The sequence below is a fragment of the Streptomyces sp. NPDC048521 genome (assembly GCF_043199855.1).
GTDB lineage: Bacteria > Actinomycetota > Actinomycetes > Streptomycetales > Streptomycetaceae > Streptomyces.
The window spans coordinates 479408-494940 of record NZ_JBICWR010000003.1 but is presented as its reverse complement, the minus strand read 5'-3'; the positions used below and the strand labels follow the sequence as shown (position 1 = coordinate 494940).

Annotated in this window: 12 protein-coding genes; 6 read left to right on the top strand and 6 right to left on the bottom strand. The window is 67.1% G+C overall.

Annotation, left to right across the window (positions count from 1 at the left end; translation table 11 throughout):
- Nucleotides 1-68: 68 nt before the first annotated feature.
- The 5 genes from ACGFRF_RS09805 to ACGFRF_RS09785 all read left to right on the top strand — a co-directional run bounded on the left by ACGFRF_RS09805 (nucleotide 69) and on the right by ACGFRF_RS09785 (nucleotide 6319).
- Nucleotides 69-1103, top strand: a complete 1035-nt coding sequence (locus ACGFRF_RS09805) for an ABC transporter permease (RefSeq protein WP_393738074.1) — start codon at nucleotides 69-71, stop codon at nucleotides 1101-1103.
- Nucleotides 1104-1226: 123 nt separating this feature from the next.
- The gene (locus ACGFRF_RS09800) at nucleotides 1227-3035 is read left to right on the top strand and encodes an ABC transporter substrate-binding protein (RefSeq protein ID WP_393738073.1); all 1809 of its coding nucleotides are present in this window, start codon (nucleotides 1227-1229) and stop codon (nucleotides 3033-3035) included.
- Between the two features lie 84 nt (nucleotides 3036-3119).
- Nucleotides 3120-4100: an ABC transporter permease gene (locus ACGFRF_RS09795; RefSeq protein WP_393738072.1), complete on the top strand. Its 981-nt coding sequence runs from the start codon at nucleotides 3120-3122 to the stop codon at nucleotides 4098-4100.
- A gap of 10 nt (nucleotides 4101-4110) precedes the next feature.
- Nucleotides 4111-5175, top strand: a complete 1065-nt coding sequence (locus tag ACGFRF_RS09790; RefSeq protein WP_393738071.1) for an ABC transporter ATP-binding protein — start codon at nucleotides 4111-4113, stop codon at nucleotides 5173-5175.
- Nucleotides 5176-5197: 22 nt separating this feature from the next.
- Nucleotides 5198-6319 carry an ABC transporter ATP-binding protein gene (locus ACGFRF_RS09785; RefSeq protein ID WP_393738070.1) on the top strand — a complete coding sequence of 374 codons (1122 nt, stop codon included), beginning with the start codon at nucleotides 5198-5200 and terminating at the stop codon, nucleotides 6317-6319.
- Nucleotides 6320-6326: 7 nt separating this feature from the next.
- Here ACGFRF_RS09785 and ACGFRF_RS09780 read toward each other — a convergent pair whose 3' ends face one another.
- From ACGFRF_RS09780 to ACGFRF_RS09755, 6 genes are all read right to left on the bottom strand, one after another.
- Nucleotides 6327-7067, bottom strand: coding sequence for a class I SAM-dependent methyltransferase (locus ACGFRF_RS09780; protein WP_393738069.1), 741 nt, complete (start codon nucleotides 7065-7067; stop codon nucleotides 6327-6329).
- Between the two features lie 248 nt (nucleotides 7068-7315).
- Nucleotides 7316-8359, bottom strand: coding sequence for an ABC transporter ATP-binding protein (locus ACGFRF_RS09775; RefSeq protein ID WP_393738068.1), 1044 nt, complete (start codon nucleotides 8357-8359; stop codon nucleotides 7316-7318).
- A gap of 25 nt (nucleotides 8360-8384) precedes the next feature.
- On the bottom strand, nucleotides 8385-9422 hold the full coding sequence (locus ACGFRF_RS09770) for an ABC transporter ATP-binding protein (protein ID WP_393738067.1): 1038 nt from the start codon (nucleotides 9420-9422) through the stop codon (nucleotides 8385-8387).
- A 72-nt stretch (nucleotides 9423-9494) separates the two neighbouring features.
- Nucleotides 9495-10475, bottom strand: a complete 981-nt coding sequence (locus ACGFRF_RS09765) for an ABC transporter permease (protein WP_393738066.1) — start codon at nucleotides 10473-10475, stop codon at nucleotides 9495-9497.
- Nucleotides 10476-10570: 95 nt separating this feature from the next.
- On the bottom strand, nucleotides 10571-12328 hold the full coding sequence (locus ACGFRF_RS09760; RefSeq protein WP_393738065.1) for an ABC transporter substrate-binding protein: 1758 nt from the start codon (nucleotides 12326-12328) through the stop codon (nucleotides 10571-10573).
- Nucleotides 12329-12412: 84 nt separating this feature from the next.
- A complete protein-coding gene (locus tag ACGFRF_RS09755) occupies nucleotides 12413-13441 on the bottom strand; it encodes an ABC transporter permease (protein WP_393738064.1) in 1029 nt (342 codons plus the stop codon).
- 471 nt (nucleotides 13442-13912) lie between these two features.
- Here ACGFRF_RS09755 and ACGFRF_RS09750 point away from each other — a divergent pair, with 471 nt between their 5' ends.
- Nucleotides 13913-15529 (top strand): ABC transporter substrate-binding protein, encoded by a 1617-nt coding sequence (locus ACGFRF_RS09750; RefSeq protein ID WP_393738063.1) that lies wholly within the window; start codon nucleotides 13913-13915, stop codon nucleotides 15527-15529.
- Nucleotides 15530-15533: the final 4 nt, after the last annotated feature.

The window sequence follows — 15533 nt, the reverse complement described above, 5'->3', positions numbered from 1 at the left end:
CTGCGGGTTCGCGCGTTCTCCGAGTACCCGAACACCTCTCACACCTATATCTGTGAAACGGACGAACCGTGACAAGTCCTATCGACATTGAGGGCGGCGGGACTTCGGTCGTCGTCGACGGCGAACCAGGGCCGGAGGCGAAGAGCGAAGCCGTCAAGCTCGAAGGCCGGTCCCCCGGCCAGCTGATGTGGATGCGCTTCAAGCGCGACCGCACCGGTGTGATCTCGGCCTACGTCGTGGGCTTCTTCTTCCTGATCGGCCTGCTCGCTCCGCTGATCGCCAAGGTGTACGGCAAGGACCCGTACACGGTCTACGCGGACGAGCGTCCGGAGCTGTTCGACAGCGCCGGCGTGCCGGTGCAGCCCAACGGCGGCATCAGCGGCGAGTTCTGGTTCGGGCTCGAACCGGGCAACGGCTACGACGTCTTCACCAAGCTGATCTACGGCATCCGCACCTCGCTGATGATCTCGGTCGCCGTGACCCTCGCGGTCGTCGTGACCGGCATCCTGCTCGGCGTCACCGCCGGCTACATCGGCGGCAAGACGGACTACTTCATCGGCCGGGTCATCGACTTCCTGCTCGCCTTCCCGGCGCAGCTGTTCTTCATCGCGAGCATGCCGGTCGTGGTCTCCCTGTTCGTCAGCCCGCGCGACGAGACGCCCACCTACGTCCGGGTGGTGGCGCTGATCCTCGTGCAATGGTTCCTGGGCTGGATGGGGCTCGGCCGCATCCTGCGCGGCACCGCACTCGCCCTGCGCGAACGAGAGTTCATCGAGGCGGCCAGGGTCAGCGGGGCCTCGCCGTGGCGGATCATCCGCAAGGAGATCCTGCCGAACATCGTCACCCCGCTGCTGGTGCAGACGACGTATCTGCTGCCCGGCTTCGTGACCGCCGAGGCCGGCCTGTCCTTCCTGGGCGTGGGCATCGTCGAACCGACGCCGGACTGGGGGCAGATGTTCTCCAAGGCGTCCACCGAACTGGTGCTGCAGAACGACATCACCTACATGTTCTTCCCCGGCATCTCGATGGTCATCTTCGTCGTCGCGTTCAACCTGCTCGGGGACTCGGTCAGAGACGCTTTCGATCCCAAGACCGCGCGCTGACCTCAGCACATCAACCGTACGGAACGTCAGTTCCGTTGTTCTTCACTGCACTTCAGCAGTTCTTTTCGCACTGGTGACACACAGAACGCACTGGTGACACACAGATGGGTGGGAATCTTCGTGATGAGTAGGGGCGGACGCCACGCCTACGGCGCACTCTCCGTGCTCGCGGCCGGAGCTCTTGTGCTCACCGGTTGCAGCAAGGGCGGCAGCGACAGCGGCGACAACGGCAAGAAGGACAAGCAGAACGCCGAACGCCAGCAGGCGTCCATCAAGTTCGGCGACGCGGCGGCCTCCACCGGCCCGGCGGCCGATGTGCCCGGCGCCAAGCCCGGCGGCACGATGGAGGTGCTGCAGCGCGACAGCTACGCCCACCTCGACCCGGCGCAGATCTACGTCTCCGACGAGGGCTCCCTCGCCTCGCTGCTCCACCGCGGTCTGACGGGCTACAAGGCCACGAGCAACGACGGCAGCAAGCACGAGGTGGTCGGCGACCTCGCCACCGACTCCGGCACCACCAGCGACGGTGGCAAGACCTGGAAGTACACGCTCAAGGACGGCATCAAGTTCCAGGACGGTTCCCCGATCACGTCCAAGGACGTCCGGCACAGCGTCGAGCGGCTCTTCGCGCCGTTCATCAACCAGGGCCCCACCTACCTCCAGCAGTGGCTGGCCGACAAGCCGGGCACCGAGTACCGCAAGCTCCTCAAGGACGGCCCGTACAAGGGCAAGCACCTGCCCGGCTCCGTCCTGGAGACGCCGGACGACAAGACCATCGTCTTCCACTTCAAGACCCCGCACCCCGACCTGCCCTACGCGCTGGCGATGGCGGGCTACGCGGTCGTCTCGGAGAAGGGCGACACCAAGGAGAAGTACGACAAGGCGCCGGTGGTGACCGGTCCCTACAAGGTCCAGTCGTTCAAGTCCGGCAAGTCGATGGTGCTGGTCAAGAACACCAACTGGGACCCGAAGACGGACCCGATCCGCCACCAGTACGTGGACCGGTTCAACATCACGTTCAACCAGCAGTACGAGACCTCCACCAAGGCCCTCCTCGCCGACACCGGCGCGGACCAGACCGGTGTCAGCTTCAACAACCAGGTCGACGCGGGCAACCTGTCCCAGGTGCTGCGTGACCCGAAGATGAAGTCCCGCACGGTCTCCGGCTACCAGCCGTACGTGGGCCAGATGAACATCAACATGAGCCACCCGGCCATGAAGGACAAGACGATCCGCGAGGCGATCGCCTACGCCCTGCCGGTCACCCCGTTCGTGCGTGCCTACGGCGGCAACGACGCCATGGAGGTCGCGGGCGGTCTGATCTCCCCGACCGTCTCCGGCTACGACGCCGCGTTCGACCCGTGGGGCAAGAAGAAGAAGCCCGCCGGTGACCCGGTCAAGGCCAAGGAGCTGCTGAAGAAGGCCGGCAAGCTCAACATGAAGCTGACCTTCGGCTACATCAACACCCCCGAGGGCCAGCAGTACTCCACCGCCATGGCGGCGGGCCTGAAGAAGGCCGGCTTCAACGTCCAGCGCCAGGAGATCCCGGCCGAGACCTACTACGACCAGGTCTCCAAGCTGGACAACAACTACGACATCTTCCACACCGCGTGGGGTGCCGACTGGCCGTCCGCCTCGACCGTGATCCCGCCGCTGTACGACGGCCGCGTGATCGCCGACGGCGCGCAGAACTACTCGCAGGTCAACGACCCGAAGATCAACAGCGAGATCGACCGGATCAACAAGATCACCGACCCGGTCAAGTCCGCGGCCGAGTGGGAGAAGCTGGACCAGTACATCGTGAAGGACAGCGTCAACGTCGTTCCGACCGCGTACTACAAGCAGACCCAGATCGCCGGCTCCAAGGTCGGCGGGCTCGTCTACGACGACGTGCTCGGCGGCATCGACCCGCGTCGCCTCTACATCAAGTAACCGTTCCCTCCGGTACCCGGCGCGCCCGCACCAAGGGTGCGCCGGGTACCGCCCGGACCGCCGACGTCTGAGAGCTGCCCTGTCATGCTGCGCTTCCTCGTCCGCCGGATCATCGGTGCCGTCGTCATTCTGTTCCTGCTGAGCATCGTCGCGTTCGTGCTGTTCTTCGGGGTGCCCCGGGACCCGGCGCTGCTGATGTGCGGCAAGACCTGCAACCCGGACAGCATCGCGAACATCCACCATGTGCTCGGCCTGGACAAATCCATCCCCGAGCAGTACTGGACCTTCCTGCACAACCTCGTCCTGGGCAGTGACCAGTTCGCCCAGGGCCCGTGCCCTGCCCCCTGCTTCGGCTACTCGTACCACACCAACGAGCAGGTCTGGGGCACGCTGCTGGACCGCCTGCCCACCACCATCTCGCTCACCCTGGGCGCGGCCGTGGTCTTCCTGCTCGTCGGCCTCGGCGCCGGCCTGCTCGCCGCCTGGCGGCGCGGCACGCTGATCGACAAGACGGCCACCGCGGGGGCCATGGTCCTCAGCTCCCTGCAGATCTACTTCCTGGGCCCGCTGGCCCTGGCCATCCTCGTCTACCAGACGCACTGGTTCGACAAGCCCTCCTACAACGAGTTCACCCAGGACCCGGTCACCTGGTTCTCGGGCCTGATCATCCCGTGGGTGGTCCTCTCCACGATCTTCGCGGCGCAGTACACCCGTATGTCACGGTCCTCGATGATCGAACAGCTGCAGGAGGAACACGTCCGCACCGCCCGCGCCAAGGGCATGTCCCGGCGGTACGTCTTCTTCCGCTACGCCTGGCGCGGTTCGCTGATCCCGATCGTCACCATCTTCGGCATCGACCTCGGATCCCTGCTCGGCGGCGCCATCATCACCGAGACCACCTTCAGCTTGCCGGGGATCGGCCAACTGGCCGTCCAGTCCGTCTTCTTCAGCGACCTGCCGCTGCTGCTCGGCGTGATGCTGTTCGCCGCCACCATGATCCTGATGTTCAACATCGTCGTCGACGCCGCGTACGCCTTCATCGACCCGCGCGTGCGGCTGTCCTAGGAGCACTGTCGTGACCACTCTGACCAAGGAAGCCGGCGCTCCCGTCCCGGCCGGCACCGGGCCCCTGCTCTCGGTGCGGGACCTGCACGTCAGCTTCAAGACCGAGGACGGCGTCGTACGGGCCGTCGATGGGCTCTCCTTCGATCTGGAGAGGGGCAGGACGCTCGGCATCGTGGGGGAGTCCGGCTCGGGCAAGTCGGTGACGAACCTGACCATCCTCGGCCTGCACAACCCGATGTTCACCACGGTCGAGGGCGAGATCCTGCTGGACGGGCAGGAGCTGACGTCGGCCCGTGAGTCGGAGCTGGAGAAGCTGCGCGGCAACAAGGTCGCCATGATCTTCCAGGACCCGCTCACCGCGCTCTCCCCGTACTACACCGTCGGCCGCCAGATCGCCGAGCCGTACATGAAGCACACCGGCGCCAAGAAGAAGGAGGCATGGGAGCGCGCCGTCGAGATGCTGGGCAAGGTCGGCATTCCCAACCCCAGGGAGCGGGCGAAGGAGTACCCGCACCAGTTCTCCGGCGGTATGCGCCAGCGCGCGATGATCGCCATGGCGCTGGTCTGCGACCCCGACCTGCTGATCGCCGACGAGCCGACGACGGCCCTGGACGTGACCGTCCAGGCGCAGATCCTGGACCTGCTCAAGGACCTGCAGCAGGAGTTCGGCACCGGCATCGTCTTCATCACCCACGACCTGGGGGTGATCGCCGACATGGCCGACGACATCATGGTGATGTACGCGGGCGGCGCGGTGGAGCGGGGCACCGTCGACGAGGTGCTGCGCTCGCCGCAGCACCCGTACACCTGGGGCCTGCTGAACTCGATGCCACGTCTCGACTCCGACCTCGGCGCCCAGCTGTCCCCGATCCCCGGTTCGCCGCCCTCGCTGCTCAACCCGCCGTCCGGCTGCCGCTTCCACCCCCGCTGCACCTTCCAGGACCGGGTGGCGGGCACGGGCCGCTGTGTGAACGAGCGCCCGCTGCTGGCCCCGGACCGGGCGTCGGCCTGCCATCTCACCGCCGACCAGAAGCGGACCATCTTCATCGAGGAGATCAAGCCCCGACTGGGCTAGGTCGTCATAGGAGGACACCGTCATGAAAGAGGACCTGGTCCTCCCGGTCCCGCGCAAGACGAGCGCCGGCGCGGACGGGGAACCGCTGCTGGAAGTCTCGGGGCTGACCAAGCACTTCCCGGTGAAGGGCGGCTTCCCGATCCGCCGCACGATCGGCGCGGTGCAGGCCGTGGACGGCATCGACCTGACCGTGCACGCCGGCGAGAGCTTCGGCCTGGTCGGCGAGTCCGGCTGCGGCAAGTCGACCACGGGCCGGCTGATCACGCGGCTGATGGAGCCGACGAGCGGCACGATCACCTACCGCGGCCAGGACATCAGCCATGCCTCGCGCAAGGCGCTGGCGCCGATCCGCTCCGAGATCCAGATGATCTTCCAGGACCCGTACTCGTCGCTGAACCCGCGGCAGACGGTCGGCAAGATCATCTCGGGTCCGATGGAGATCAACGACATCAACCCGGCCGGCGGCCGGGAGAAGCGCGTCCGCGAACTCCTGGAGATCGTCGGTCTCAACCCCGAGCACTACAACCGCTTCCCGCACGAGTTCTCCGGCGGTCAGCGCCAGCGCATCGGCGTCGCCCGCGCGCTCGCCCTGGAGCCGAAGCTGATCGTGGCGGACGAGCCGGTCTCGGCCCTGGACGTCTCCATCCAGGCCCAGGTGGTGAACCTGCTGCAGAAGGTGCAGCGGGAACTCGGCATCGCGTTCGTGTTCATCGCCCACGACCTGGCGGTGGTACGGCACTTCTCGCAGCGCGTCGCGGTCATGTACCTCGGCAAGATCATCGAGGTGGGTGACCGGGACTCCATCTACGCCCGCCCGCGCCACCCGTACACCCACGCCCTGCTGTCCGCGGTCCCCGAGGTCAGCCTGGAAGTGGGCGGTGCGCCCGCACGCGAACGCATCCGCCTGGCCGGCGATGTGCCGTCCCCGATCTCCCCGCCCTCCGGCTGCCGTTTCCGCACGCGCTGCTGGAAGGCGCAGGACAAGTGCGCGACGGAGGAGCCGCCGCTGATCCAGCTCTCCGGGAACCGGGACGGCCACCTGACGGCCTGCCACTTCCCGGAGGACCCGACCACCGAGGCCCGGGACGAGGACATCGTGCTGGACCCGGCGCTGGCGGCGCTGGAGGAGGACGCGAGGGAGTAGGGGGTCCTCAGGCCCGCCGGGCCACGGTGATGATCTCCGGACCGGCGGGGGTGAGCGGCCCCCGCCCCCAGTCCCCGTACTGCTCGACGACGGCCAGGCCGGCCTCCGTGAGGAAACCCTCCAGCGTCTCGGCGTCGAGGAAGCGCAGGACGCCATGACTGACCCGCGGGGCCGTCCACCCGTCGCCCTCGAAGTTCTCCGTGAAGCGGACGAGGCCCTGGGCCAGGCCGTCGCCCCGCACCTCGTGCCACACCCGCACCGGGGTGCCGTCGGCCCCGGTGATCTCGTACACCCGCTCCGGCGTCCACCGCTCCCAGGCACGGGCGCCCGGGTTCCGGGTCTCGAACACGAACCGCCCGCCGTCCCCCAGGGCCGCGCGGACCGCCCGCAGACAGACGAGTATCTCCTCGTCCCGGACCAGTTCCTGGAAGGCGTGCCCGGTCATCACGACGAGGTCGAACTCCCGGTCCCACCGCCGCACCCGCGTGTCCCCGAGCACCCACTCGACGTCCCCGCACTCCCGCCGCGCCTGTACCAGCATGGCAGCGGCCGGATCGAGCCCCATCAGCCGGCCCCGGTGCCCCTGGGCCCGGGCCCGTCGCAGCAACTGCCCGGTGCCGCAGCCGATGTCCAGCACCGAGCGGGCCCCGATCACCAGGCCGAGGTAGAAGTCGTCACCCGGTCCCCAGGGGTTGAGGCTGTCGTAGAACGCGGCGAGCGAGAGATCGGCGAACGAGTGATCGACCACCGCGGCAGTCTGACACACGATCCCGAACGGTGTGTCAGTTTTTCGGCTCAGTTCCCGGGGACTGGCACCCCTCTACTCCGCGTCGGCTCGATGCCCTTGCGCACAGCGACCGCGGTACCGGGATGCGGCGAAGGCCCGCGTCCGGGGAGACGCGGGCCTTCTGTCCCCTGGACCGGACGTTCGTGGGCTCGGGTCAATGGGCCGAGAAGGTCCGTTCCGCAAGGGGGCGGCTGACGGAAAGGGGTGTGTCAGGCCGCCGCCTCGGGGTCCTTGGCGAGACGCGGGGCCGGAACGGCGTCCGCCGTCTCCGGGTAGTGGCACGCCGTCAGGTGACCCGGCTTGTTGCCCTCCACCTGCACCAGCGGCGGTGCCTCCGTCGCGCACTTCTCCGTCGCCTTCCAGCAACGGGTGCGGAAGCGGCAGCCGGAGGGCGGGTTGATCGGGGAGGGCACGTCGCCGGTCAGCCGGATGCGCTCACGCGGCTCCTCGTCCACCGTGGCCTCGGGCACGGCGGACAGCAGGGCCCGCGTGTAGGGGTGGCGCGGGTTGTCGTACAGGTCCTCGCGGTCGGCGATCTCGACGATCTTACCGAGGTACATGACCGCGACGCGCTGCGAGAAGTGCCGCACGATGGCGAGGTCGTGGGCGATGAACACGAACGCGATGCCGAGTTCCCGCTGCACCTTCTGCAGCAGGTTCACCACCTGGGCCTGGATGGAGACGTCCAGGGCCGAGACCGGCTCGTCCGCCACGATCAGCTTCGGCTCCAGGGCGAGCGCGCGGGCGACGCCGATGCGCTGGCGCTGACCGCCGGAGAACTCGTGCGGGAAGCGGTTGTAGTGCTCGGGGTTGAGACCGACGATCTCCAGGAGTTCGCGGACGCGCTTCTCCCGGCCGCCGGCCGGGTTGATGTCGTTGATCTCCATCGGCCCCGAGATGATCTTGCCGACCGTCTGCCGCGGGTTCAGCGAGGCGTACGGGTCCTGGAAGATCATCTGGATCTCGGAGCGGATCGGCGCCAGCTGCCTGCGGCCCGCGTGCGTGATGTCCTGGCCGCGGTAGAGGATCTTGCCGCCGGTCGGTTCCAGCAGGCGCGTGATCAGCCGGCCCGTGGTCGACTTGCCGCAGCCGGACTCGCCGACCAGGCCCAGGCTCTCGCCCTTGGACACCTGGAAGTCCAGTCCGTCCACGGCCTGCACGGCGCCGACGGTCCGCCGGATCGGGAAGCCGCCCTTGATCGGGAAGTGCTTCGTCAGCCCGGAGACGTCCAGGAGGGGGTTCGTGTTGCTCATGATCGTGAAGTCCGTCTCGTGTCCGTCAGTGGTGCCGGGTTCCGGCGAAGTCGGCGAAGAGTTCCCGCTTCTGCTCCGAGGTGAGGTGGCAGGCGGAGCCGCGGCCCTCGACCACCTCAAGCAGCGGGCTCTGGGTGGAGCACAGGCCGCCCGCGACCTTCTCGACGAAGGCGCACCGCGGGTGGAAGCGGCAGCCGGTCGGCGGGTTGAGCAGCGAGGGCGGCGAACCGGGGATGGGCGTCAGCGGCACGTCCACCGGCCCGTTCAGGCTCGGCATCGAGTTGAGGAGGCCCAGCGTGTACGGGTGCTGCGGGGTGCGCAGCACCTCCTCCTTGGTACCGCGTTCCACGCACCGGCCGCCGTACATCACCAGCACGTCGTCCGCGATGTCGGCGATGACGCCGAGGTCGTGGGTGATGAAGATGATCGCGGTGCCGAACTCCTGCTGGAGGTCCTTGAGCAGGTCCATGATCTGCGCCTGGACGGTCACGTCGAGGGCGGTCGTCGGTTCGTCCGCGATGAGCAGCTCGGGGTCGCAGACCAGCGCCATGGCGATCATCGCGCGCTGGCGCATACCGCCGGAGAACTGGTGCGGGTAGTCGTCGACCCGCATGTCCGGCTGCGGGATGCCGACCCGGCGCAGCATCTCGATGGCGCGCTTGCGGGCCTCGGACTTGGAGCAGCCCGTGTGCTTGCGGTAGGTCTCGCCGATCTGCGTGCCGACGGTGTGGTACGGCGACAGCGAGGCCAGCGCGTCCTGGAAGATCATGGACATCTTGTTGCCGCGCAGCCGCTCCAGCTCCCGCTCGGAAGCGGTGAGCAGCTCCTTGCCGTCGAGGACGATCTCGCCCTCGATCGCGGTGCGGTCGCGGTCGTGCAGGCCCAGGATCGTCAGGTTCGTGACCGACTTGCCGGAGCCCGACTCGCCCACGATGCCGAGCGTCTGGCCCTTGGCCAGATCGAAGCTGAGTCCGTCGACGGCCTTGACGATGCCGTCCTCGGTGGAGAAGTGGACCCTGAGGTCCTTGATGGAGAGGAACGGCTGCTGATCGGTGCTCGTCACGGGGACGCTCCTGGGGGGTGATGCGAGGGGTCGCCGGGTGGGGCGGGTGGGAAGGGACGGCGGGGCGGAGGGTCAGGCGAGCCGGATCCGCGGGTCGATGAGGGCGTAGACGGCGTCCACGATGATGTTGAAGAGCACGATCGCGCCGGCGGACAGCAGGGTCACGCCCAGCACCATGGGCAGGTCGCTCTTGTCCACGGCGTCCACCGCGAGTCGGCCGACGCCCTGGAGGCTGAAGGTGTACTCGGTGATGATGGCGCCACCGATCAGCGTGCCCAGGTCGATGCCGAAGACCGTGACGATGGGACCCATCGCACCACGCCAGGCGAACCGGAAGAAGACGCTGCGCGAGGAGAGACCCTTGGCGCGGGCGGTGCGCACGTAGTCCTCGCTGAGCTGCTCGACCAGCTGGGAGCGGGACATACGGGTGTAGTTCGCCGTGAAGATGATCGCGAGCACCAGCCAGGGCAGCAGCAGGCCGGAGGCCCACTCGACGGGGTTCTCGGTGATGGGCGTGTACGACGGGTTGTCGAGGATGTCGAGCTTCGCGACGAGGAAGTACATCGCGATGTAGCCGATGAAGTAGACCTGCAGCGAGGAGCCGAGCAGCGAGGCGGAGCTGGCCAGCTTGTCCTGCCACTTGCCCTGCCTGACGGCGGCGATCATGCCGGCGCCGACGCCGAGCACCAGGAACACGATCGCGGCACCGAACGCCAGCGAGAGGGTCAGCGGCAGCCGGTCCAGGATGGTGCCGAGGACGGGCTCGCGGTTCGCGAACGAGTAACCGAGGCAGGGAGCGCTGCAGTCACCGAATTCCCCGTAGCTGCGTCCGACGAAGATGCCCTTCAGCCAGTACCAGTACTGGACCGGGACCGGGTGGTCGATGCCCAGGTTGTGCCGGACCTGCTTGAGCAGGTCGGGCGTGCAGTTCTTGCCGCACGACAACTGGGCGGGGTCACGCGGGATGGCGTAGAAGAGCCAGAAGGTGACGGCGCTGATGATCAGCAGGATCACCAGCGCGCCGATGACTCGGCGGACAAGGAAGCGGAGCATGGGGCGTGACTTTCCGGACGGGGCGCCGTCGCCGGGGTGAGGGGTGGGCCGGAGGGGGCGGCCGGGTCGTGGCCGCCCCCCGGGATCGATCGCGCTTACTTCTTGGCGTACAGCTTGCAGAGGGCGATGCAGGTGTTGCCGGCGTCGAACACGACGTTGCCGACCTTGGAGCCGTGCATCCAGTTGCGGATGGAGTGGTAGTCCGGGACGACCGCCGCCAGCTCCATGATCTGGCGGTCGACCTTGCCCCAGGCCTTGTTGGCCGCCTTCGGGTCGGCGATCTTCGCCGCGGCGTCGATCGCCTTGTTGACGCCCGGGTCGTTCAGCTGGGCGTAGTTGCTGCGGCCGTCGCCGATGTTCTTGCCGCTCCAGCAGGGGAAGAACACCGAGTAACCGTTCGGCCAGTCGGGGCTCCAGCCGGCGGCGAACAGGTCGAAGTCGTTGTCGATCTTGCCGATCTGCGTGTAGAAGGTCGACTTGTCGATCTGCTTGTTGACGACCTCGAAGCCGGCGGCCTCCAGCGCGTTCTTGATCGCGACGGCCTGCTTCACGGAGTTGTCCGACTGCTGGTAGGCGATGACCAGCTTCTGGCCGAGCTTGCCGGCCTCCTTCAGCAGCGCCTTGGCCTTGGCCGGGTCGCCACCGGGCTTGGTGCTCGCGCCGTACAGGTCGAACTTCTCGTAGCCGGGGGTGACGGGGCTGAGGATGGTGGTCGCCACCTCGGTGCTGGCCTTGCCGCCGCGGATGGTCTGCAGCTGCTGGTGCGGCCACGCCCAGTTGATCGCCTGGCGGACCTTGACGTCCTTGATGCGGGTCATGTTGATCGGCCAGTAGTAGGTGACCGTGTCGACCTGGGTGAGGACGCGCTGCTTCAGCTTGGCGTTGGTGAGGACCTGCGCGATGCGCTCCGCGGCCACCTCGTTGAAGATCGCCATCGCGTACTGGTCGTTGCCGCGGTCCGCGATGAAGCGGTCGGTCGAGGCGATGGGCTGGAAGCCGAACTGGAAGACGAACTTGTCCGGGTAGGCGTTGCGGATCGAGTCCGTCTTCGGGTCCCAGTGCTCGTTGCGCACGTAGGTCATCGACTTGCCGATGCTGCGGCTGTCGATCTTGTACGGGCCGCAGGAGAACGGGCGCTTGTCGTACTTCTCCTTGGTGTCGTGCTTCTTCGGCACCAGGGAGTAGCCGCGCATGGCGAGCGTGTAGTTGAAGTCGGTGCGGGGCTCGGTGAGACGGAAGGTGATCTTCCGGCCGGAGATCTCGATGGAGTCGAGTTCCTTGCCGCTGTACGGGCCCTTGTACTTGTCACCGCCGACCAGCCACTGCTGGACGTAGCGCGGACCCTCGGTGACGAACGAGGCGAAGAGGCGCTCGAAGGTGTGGCGGACGTCGTCCATGGAGAGGTCGGAACCGTCCTCCCACTTGATGCCGTCCTTGATCGTGAACGTCCAGGTCCGGCCGCCGTCCTTCATGGTGCCCGCGTCGGTGGCCGCGTCGCCGACCAGGGTGCAGCCACCCTTGTCGTCGATCTTGTAGCCGGTCAGGCCACGCATGATCGGGACGGTGATGGCGCCCTCGGTGGAGACGTAGATCTGCGCCGGGTCCAGGTGGTCCATGTCGAACTGGTCGAGCGAGTACAGCGTCCCGCCCTTGACCGCGCCCGGGACCTCGGGGGCCGGGCCGGTGGAGTCGGCCTTGGTGCCGACCGGGATGTTCACGGTCTTGGCACCGGTGACCGACGGCACCTTGCTGCCGGAGCCGCCCTTGTCACCGTTGCCGCAGGCGCTCAGCACGGTCGTGGAGGCCGCTGCCACACCGGTGGCGATCAGGAAGTTTCTACGGGAAAAAGACATGCTGAGCCTGCCTATAGGGGTCAATACGGACGGACGAACCAGCCGGACGTCATCGAACCGGGCCGGGGAGAACGACGTTGCTCGCTAGCGCTTGGACTTGGGGTCGAGCGCGTCACGCACGGAGTCGCCGAGAAGGTTGAAGGCGAGGACGAAGATCACCATGGACAGACCCGGGAAGAGCATGAAGGTGATGTCCTGGGAGTAGAACTGGGCCCCTCGCTGGATCATCACGCCCCAGTCCGGGGTCGGGTCGATGATGCCGACGCCGAGGAAGGCCAGGCCGGCTTCGGCCGTCACGAAGGCCGGGAGCAGCAGCGTCGACTGGATGATGATCGGCGTCCAGAGGTTGGGCAGCAGTTCCTTGAACACGATGCGCCGCGGGGACGCGCCCGTGACCTTGGCGGCTTCGACGAACTCCCGTTCACGCAGACCGAGGACCTGGCCGCGCAGCAGGCGGGCGATGGAGGCCCAGCCGAAGGCGGACAGGACGAGGATGAGGGAGGTGGCCCGCAGCCAGGTCGGGATGTTGTCGTCGTCGGCGACGAAGAGGCCGTAGACGACCGGCATGAAGGCGATGAAGAACAGCGTGGACGGGAACGACAGGAGGATGTCGATGACCCGGCTGACGAGGTAGTCCGTCCGACCGCCCAGGTAGCCCGCGGTGACACCGATGACCACGCCCAGGAGGGTGGTGAGCAGGGTGGCGGCCGTGGCGATGCCCAGCGAGGTCCGGATGCCGTACAGCAGGAACGTGAAGACGTCCCGGCCGAGCTGCGGCTCGATGCCGAACCAGAACTGCGAGCTGATGCCGCCGTTCGGACCCGCGGGGTACGAGAAGGCGTCGAGCAGGTCAGGGTTCTCGCTCGCGTAGGTGGTGTACGGGTTCTTGCCGTACAGCTTCGCTATCAGCGGTGCCACGATCGCGATCACGAAGAAGAAGATCACGACATAGGCGGATATGACGCCCGTCTTGTCGCGCTTGAAGCGCTTCCAGGCAAGCCGTCCCGGAGAGCGGCCTTCGCTGCCCTTGGAGCCGTCCGAAGCGGTCGACTTCTCGACGGTCTCGTCGGTCACCTCAAGCGCGGCAGCCGCGGATGGAGTTGGGGGGGTCATGGTGCTCCTGGCCCAAGGGAGGGTCTGATGACTCCGCAGGGCGCTCCCCTACGGGCTACGCCGGACTTTTTCAACGCAATTCATTCAAGGTCAATAAATTCTCGGTCGCCTTGGTTGTCTATTTACCTTCTTTGCTCTTCCTTGACTGTTCCGTAGCTACGCGGGTAGCGCGCCGTAATCAATCCGTGTCTCACATCGGGCTAACTGGACTAATCGGGCAAGGGGTTCGATATGCGGACGGTGGAGTGTCGACATGCGTACATCGGAACGTCGCAATCCAACGTTTCGGCATCGTTGCGCGAAGATCTATTGCGCTCTCCATGCAAGATCATCGAGGCCGCTCGGGGGCGGTGACTGCATTCGGATGACGTGTCCTTCTAAAGGCCCCTCAATCGGGCAGCACGTATGTGTTATGCACGGTATGTGCCGATATTGTCCGATCATGATCAACGCTCATGGAGGAGGCGCGCCATGCGTGGACGCACGCACGCCCGGTGGGCCGCCGGCGCGGCGGCGCTGGCGCTCGCGGCCACGGGCTGCGGGGGCAGCGGCTCGAGCGGCGGCGCGGTGCTCAGCTCCTCCTGGGGTGACCCGCAGAACCCGCTGGAGCCGGCGAACACCAACGAGGTGCAGGGCGGCAAGGTCCTGGACATGATCTTCCGGGGCCTGAAGAAGTACGACCCGAAGACCGGCAAGGCCCAGGACTGGCTGGCCCGATCCATCAGGACCACCGACTCGAGGAACTTCACCATCGAGGTGAAGGACGGCTGGACCTTCTCCAACGGCGAGAAGGTCACCGCCCGGTCCTTCGTGGACGCCTGGAACTACGGGGCCGGCCTGAGGAACAACCAGAAGAACGCCTACTTCTTCGGTTACATCGACGGCTACGACAAGGTCCACCCCGACAGCGGCGAGCAGAGCGCGGACACCCTGTCCGGGCTGAAGGTGGTGGACGACCACACCTTCACCGTCAAGCTCAACCAGAAGTTCTCCGGCTTCCCCGACACGCTCGGCTACGCGGCCTTCGCCCCGCTGCCCCGTGCGTTCTTCACCGACCACGCGGCCTGGGTGAAGAAGCCGGTCGGCAACGGCCCGTACGCCGTCGAGTCCTACACGAAGGGCTCGCAGATGTATCTGAGGAAGTGGGACGGCTACCACGGCCCGGACAAGGCACAGAACGACGGCGTGACCCTCATGGTCTACACCGACAGCAACACCGCCTACACCGACCTCCTGGCCGGCAACCTCGACCTCGTGGACGACGTGCCCGCCGCGCAGCTGAAGAACGTCAAGGGCGACCTGGGCGACCGCTACATCAACACCCCCGCGGGCATCATCCAGACCCTCGCCTTCCCGTTCTACGACAAGGCCTGGAACAAGCCCGGCTCCGAGAAGGTCCGCACCGGCCTGTCCATGGCGATCAACCGCGCGCAGATCACCGACACCATCTTCCGGAAGACCAGGACCCCGGCCACCGACTGGACCTCACCGGTCCTGGGCACGGCCGGCGGCTTCATGGACGGCCTGTGCGGCAAGGCCTGCGCCTACGACCCGGACGCGGCCAAGAGGCTGGTCAAGGAGGGCGGCGGCATCCCCGGCGGCCAGGTCAAGATCACGTACAACGCGGACACGGGCTCGCACAAGGAGTGGATCGACGCGGTGTGCAACTCCATCAACAACGCCCTCGGCAACGACAAGGCGTGTGTCGGCAACCCGGTCGGCACCTTCGCCGACTTCCGCAACCAGATCGGGCAGCACAAGATGACCGGCCCCTTCCGGGCGGGCTGGCAGATGGACTACCCGCTCATCCAGAACTTCCTGCAGCCGCTCTACTACACGGGCGCCTCCTCCAACGACGGCAAGTGGTCCGACAAGGACTTCGACAGGCTCGTGGACCAGGCCAACGCCGAGACGGACACCACCAAGGCGGTCGCCACCTTCCAGAAGGCGGAGGAGGTCGTGCGGGACCGGATGGCGGCGATCCCGCTCTGGTACCAGAACGGCAGCGCCGGCTACTCCGACCGGCTGTCCCACGTGGCGCTCAACCCCTTCAGCGTCCCCGTCTACAACGAGATCAAGGTCGGCTGAGCCG

Excerpts from the sequence above, each read along its gene's own strand:
- ACGFRF_RS09800 (WP_393738073.1), top strand. The coding sequence starts at position 1,227 with ATGAGTAGGGGCGGACGCCACGCCTACGGCGCACTCTCCGTGCTCGCG.
- ACGFRF_RS09795 (WP_393738072.1), top strand. The coding sequence starts at position 3,120 with ATGCTGCGCTTCCTCGTCCGCCGGATCATCGGTGCCGTCGTCATTCTG.
- ACGFRF_RS09785 (WP_393738070.1), top strand. The coding sequence starts at position 5,198 with ATGAAAGAGGACCTGGTCCTCCCGGTCCCGCGCAAGACGAGCGCCGGC.
- ACGFRF_RS09775 (WP_393738068.1), bottom strand. The coding sequence starts at position 8,359 with ATGAGCAACACGAACCCCCTCCTGGACGTCTCCGGGCTGACGAAGCAC.
- ACGFRF_RS09765 (WP_393738066.1), bottom strand. The coding sequence starts at position 10,475 with ATGCTCCGCTTCCTTGTCCGCCGAGTCATCGGCGCGCTGGTGATCCTG.
- ACGFRF_RS09760 (WP_393738065.1), bottom strand. The coding sequence starts at position 12,328 with ATGTCTTTTTCCCGTAGAAACTTCCTGATCGCCACCGGTGTGGCAGCG.
- ACGFRF_RS09755 (WP_393738064.1), bottom strand. The coding sequence starts at position 13,441 with ATGACCCCCCCAACTCCATCCGCGGCTGCCGCGCTTGAGGTGACCGAC.
- ACGFRF_RS09750 (WP_393738063.1), top strand. The coding sequence starts at position 13,913 with ATGCGTGGACGCACGCACGCCCGGTGGGCCGCCGGCGCGGCGGCGCTG.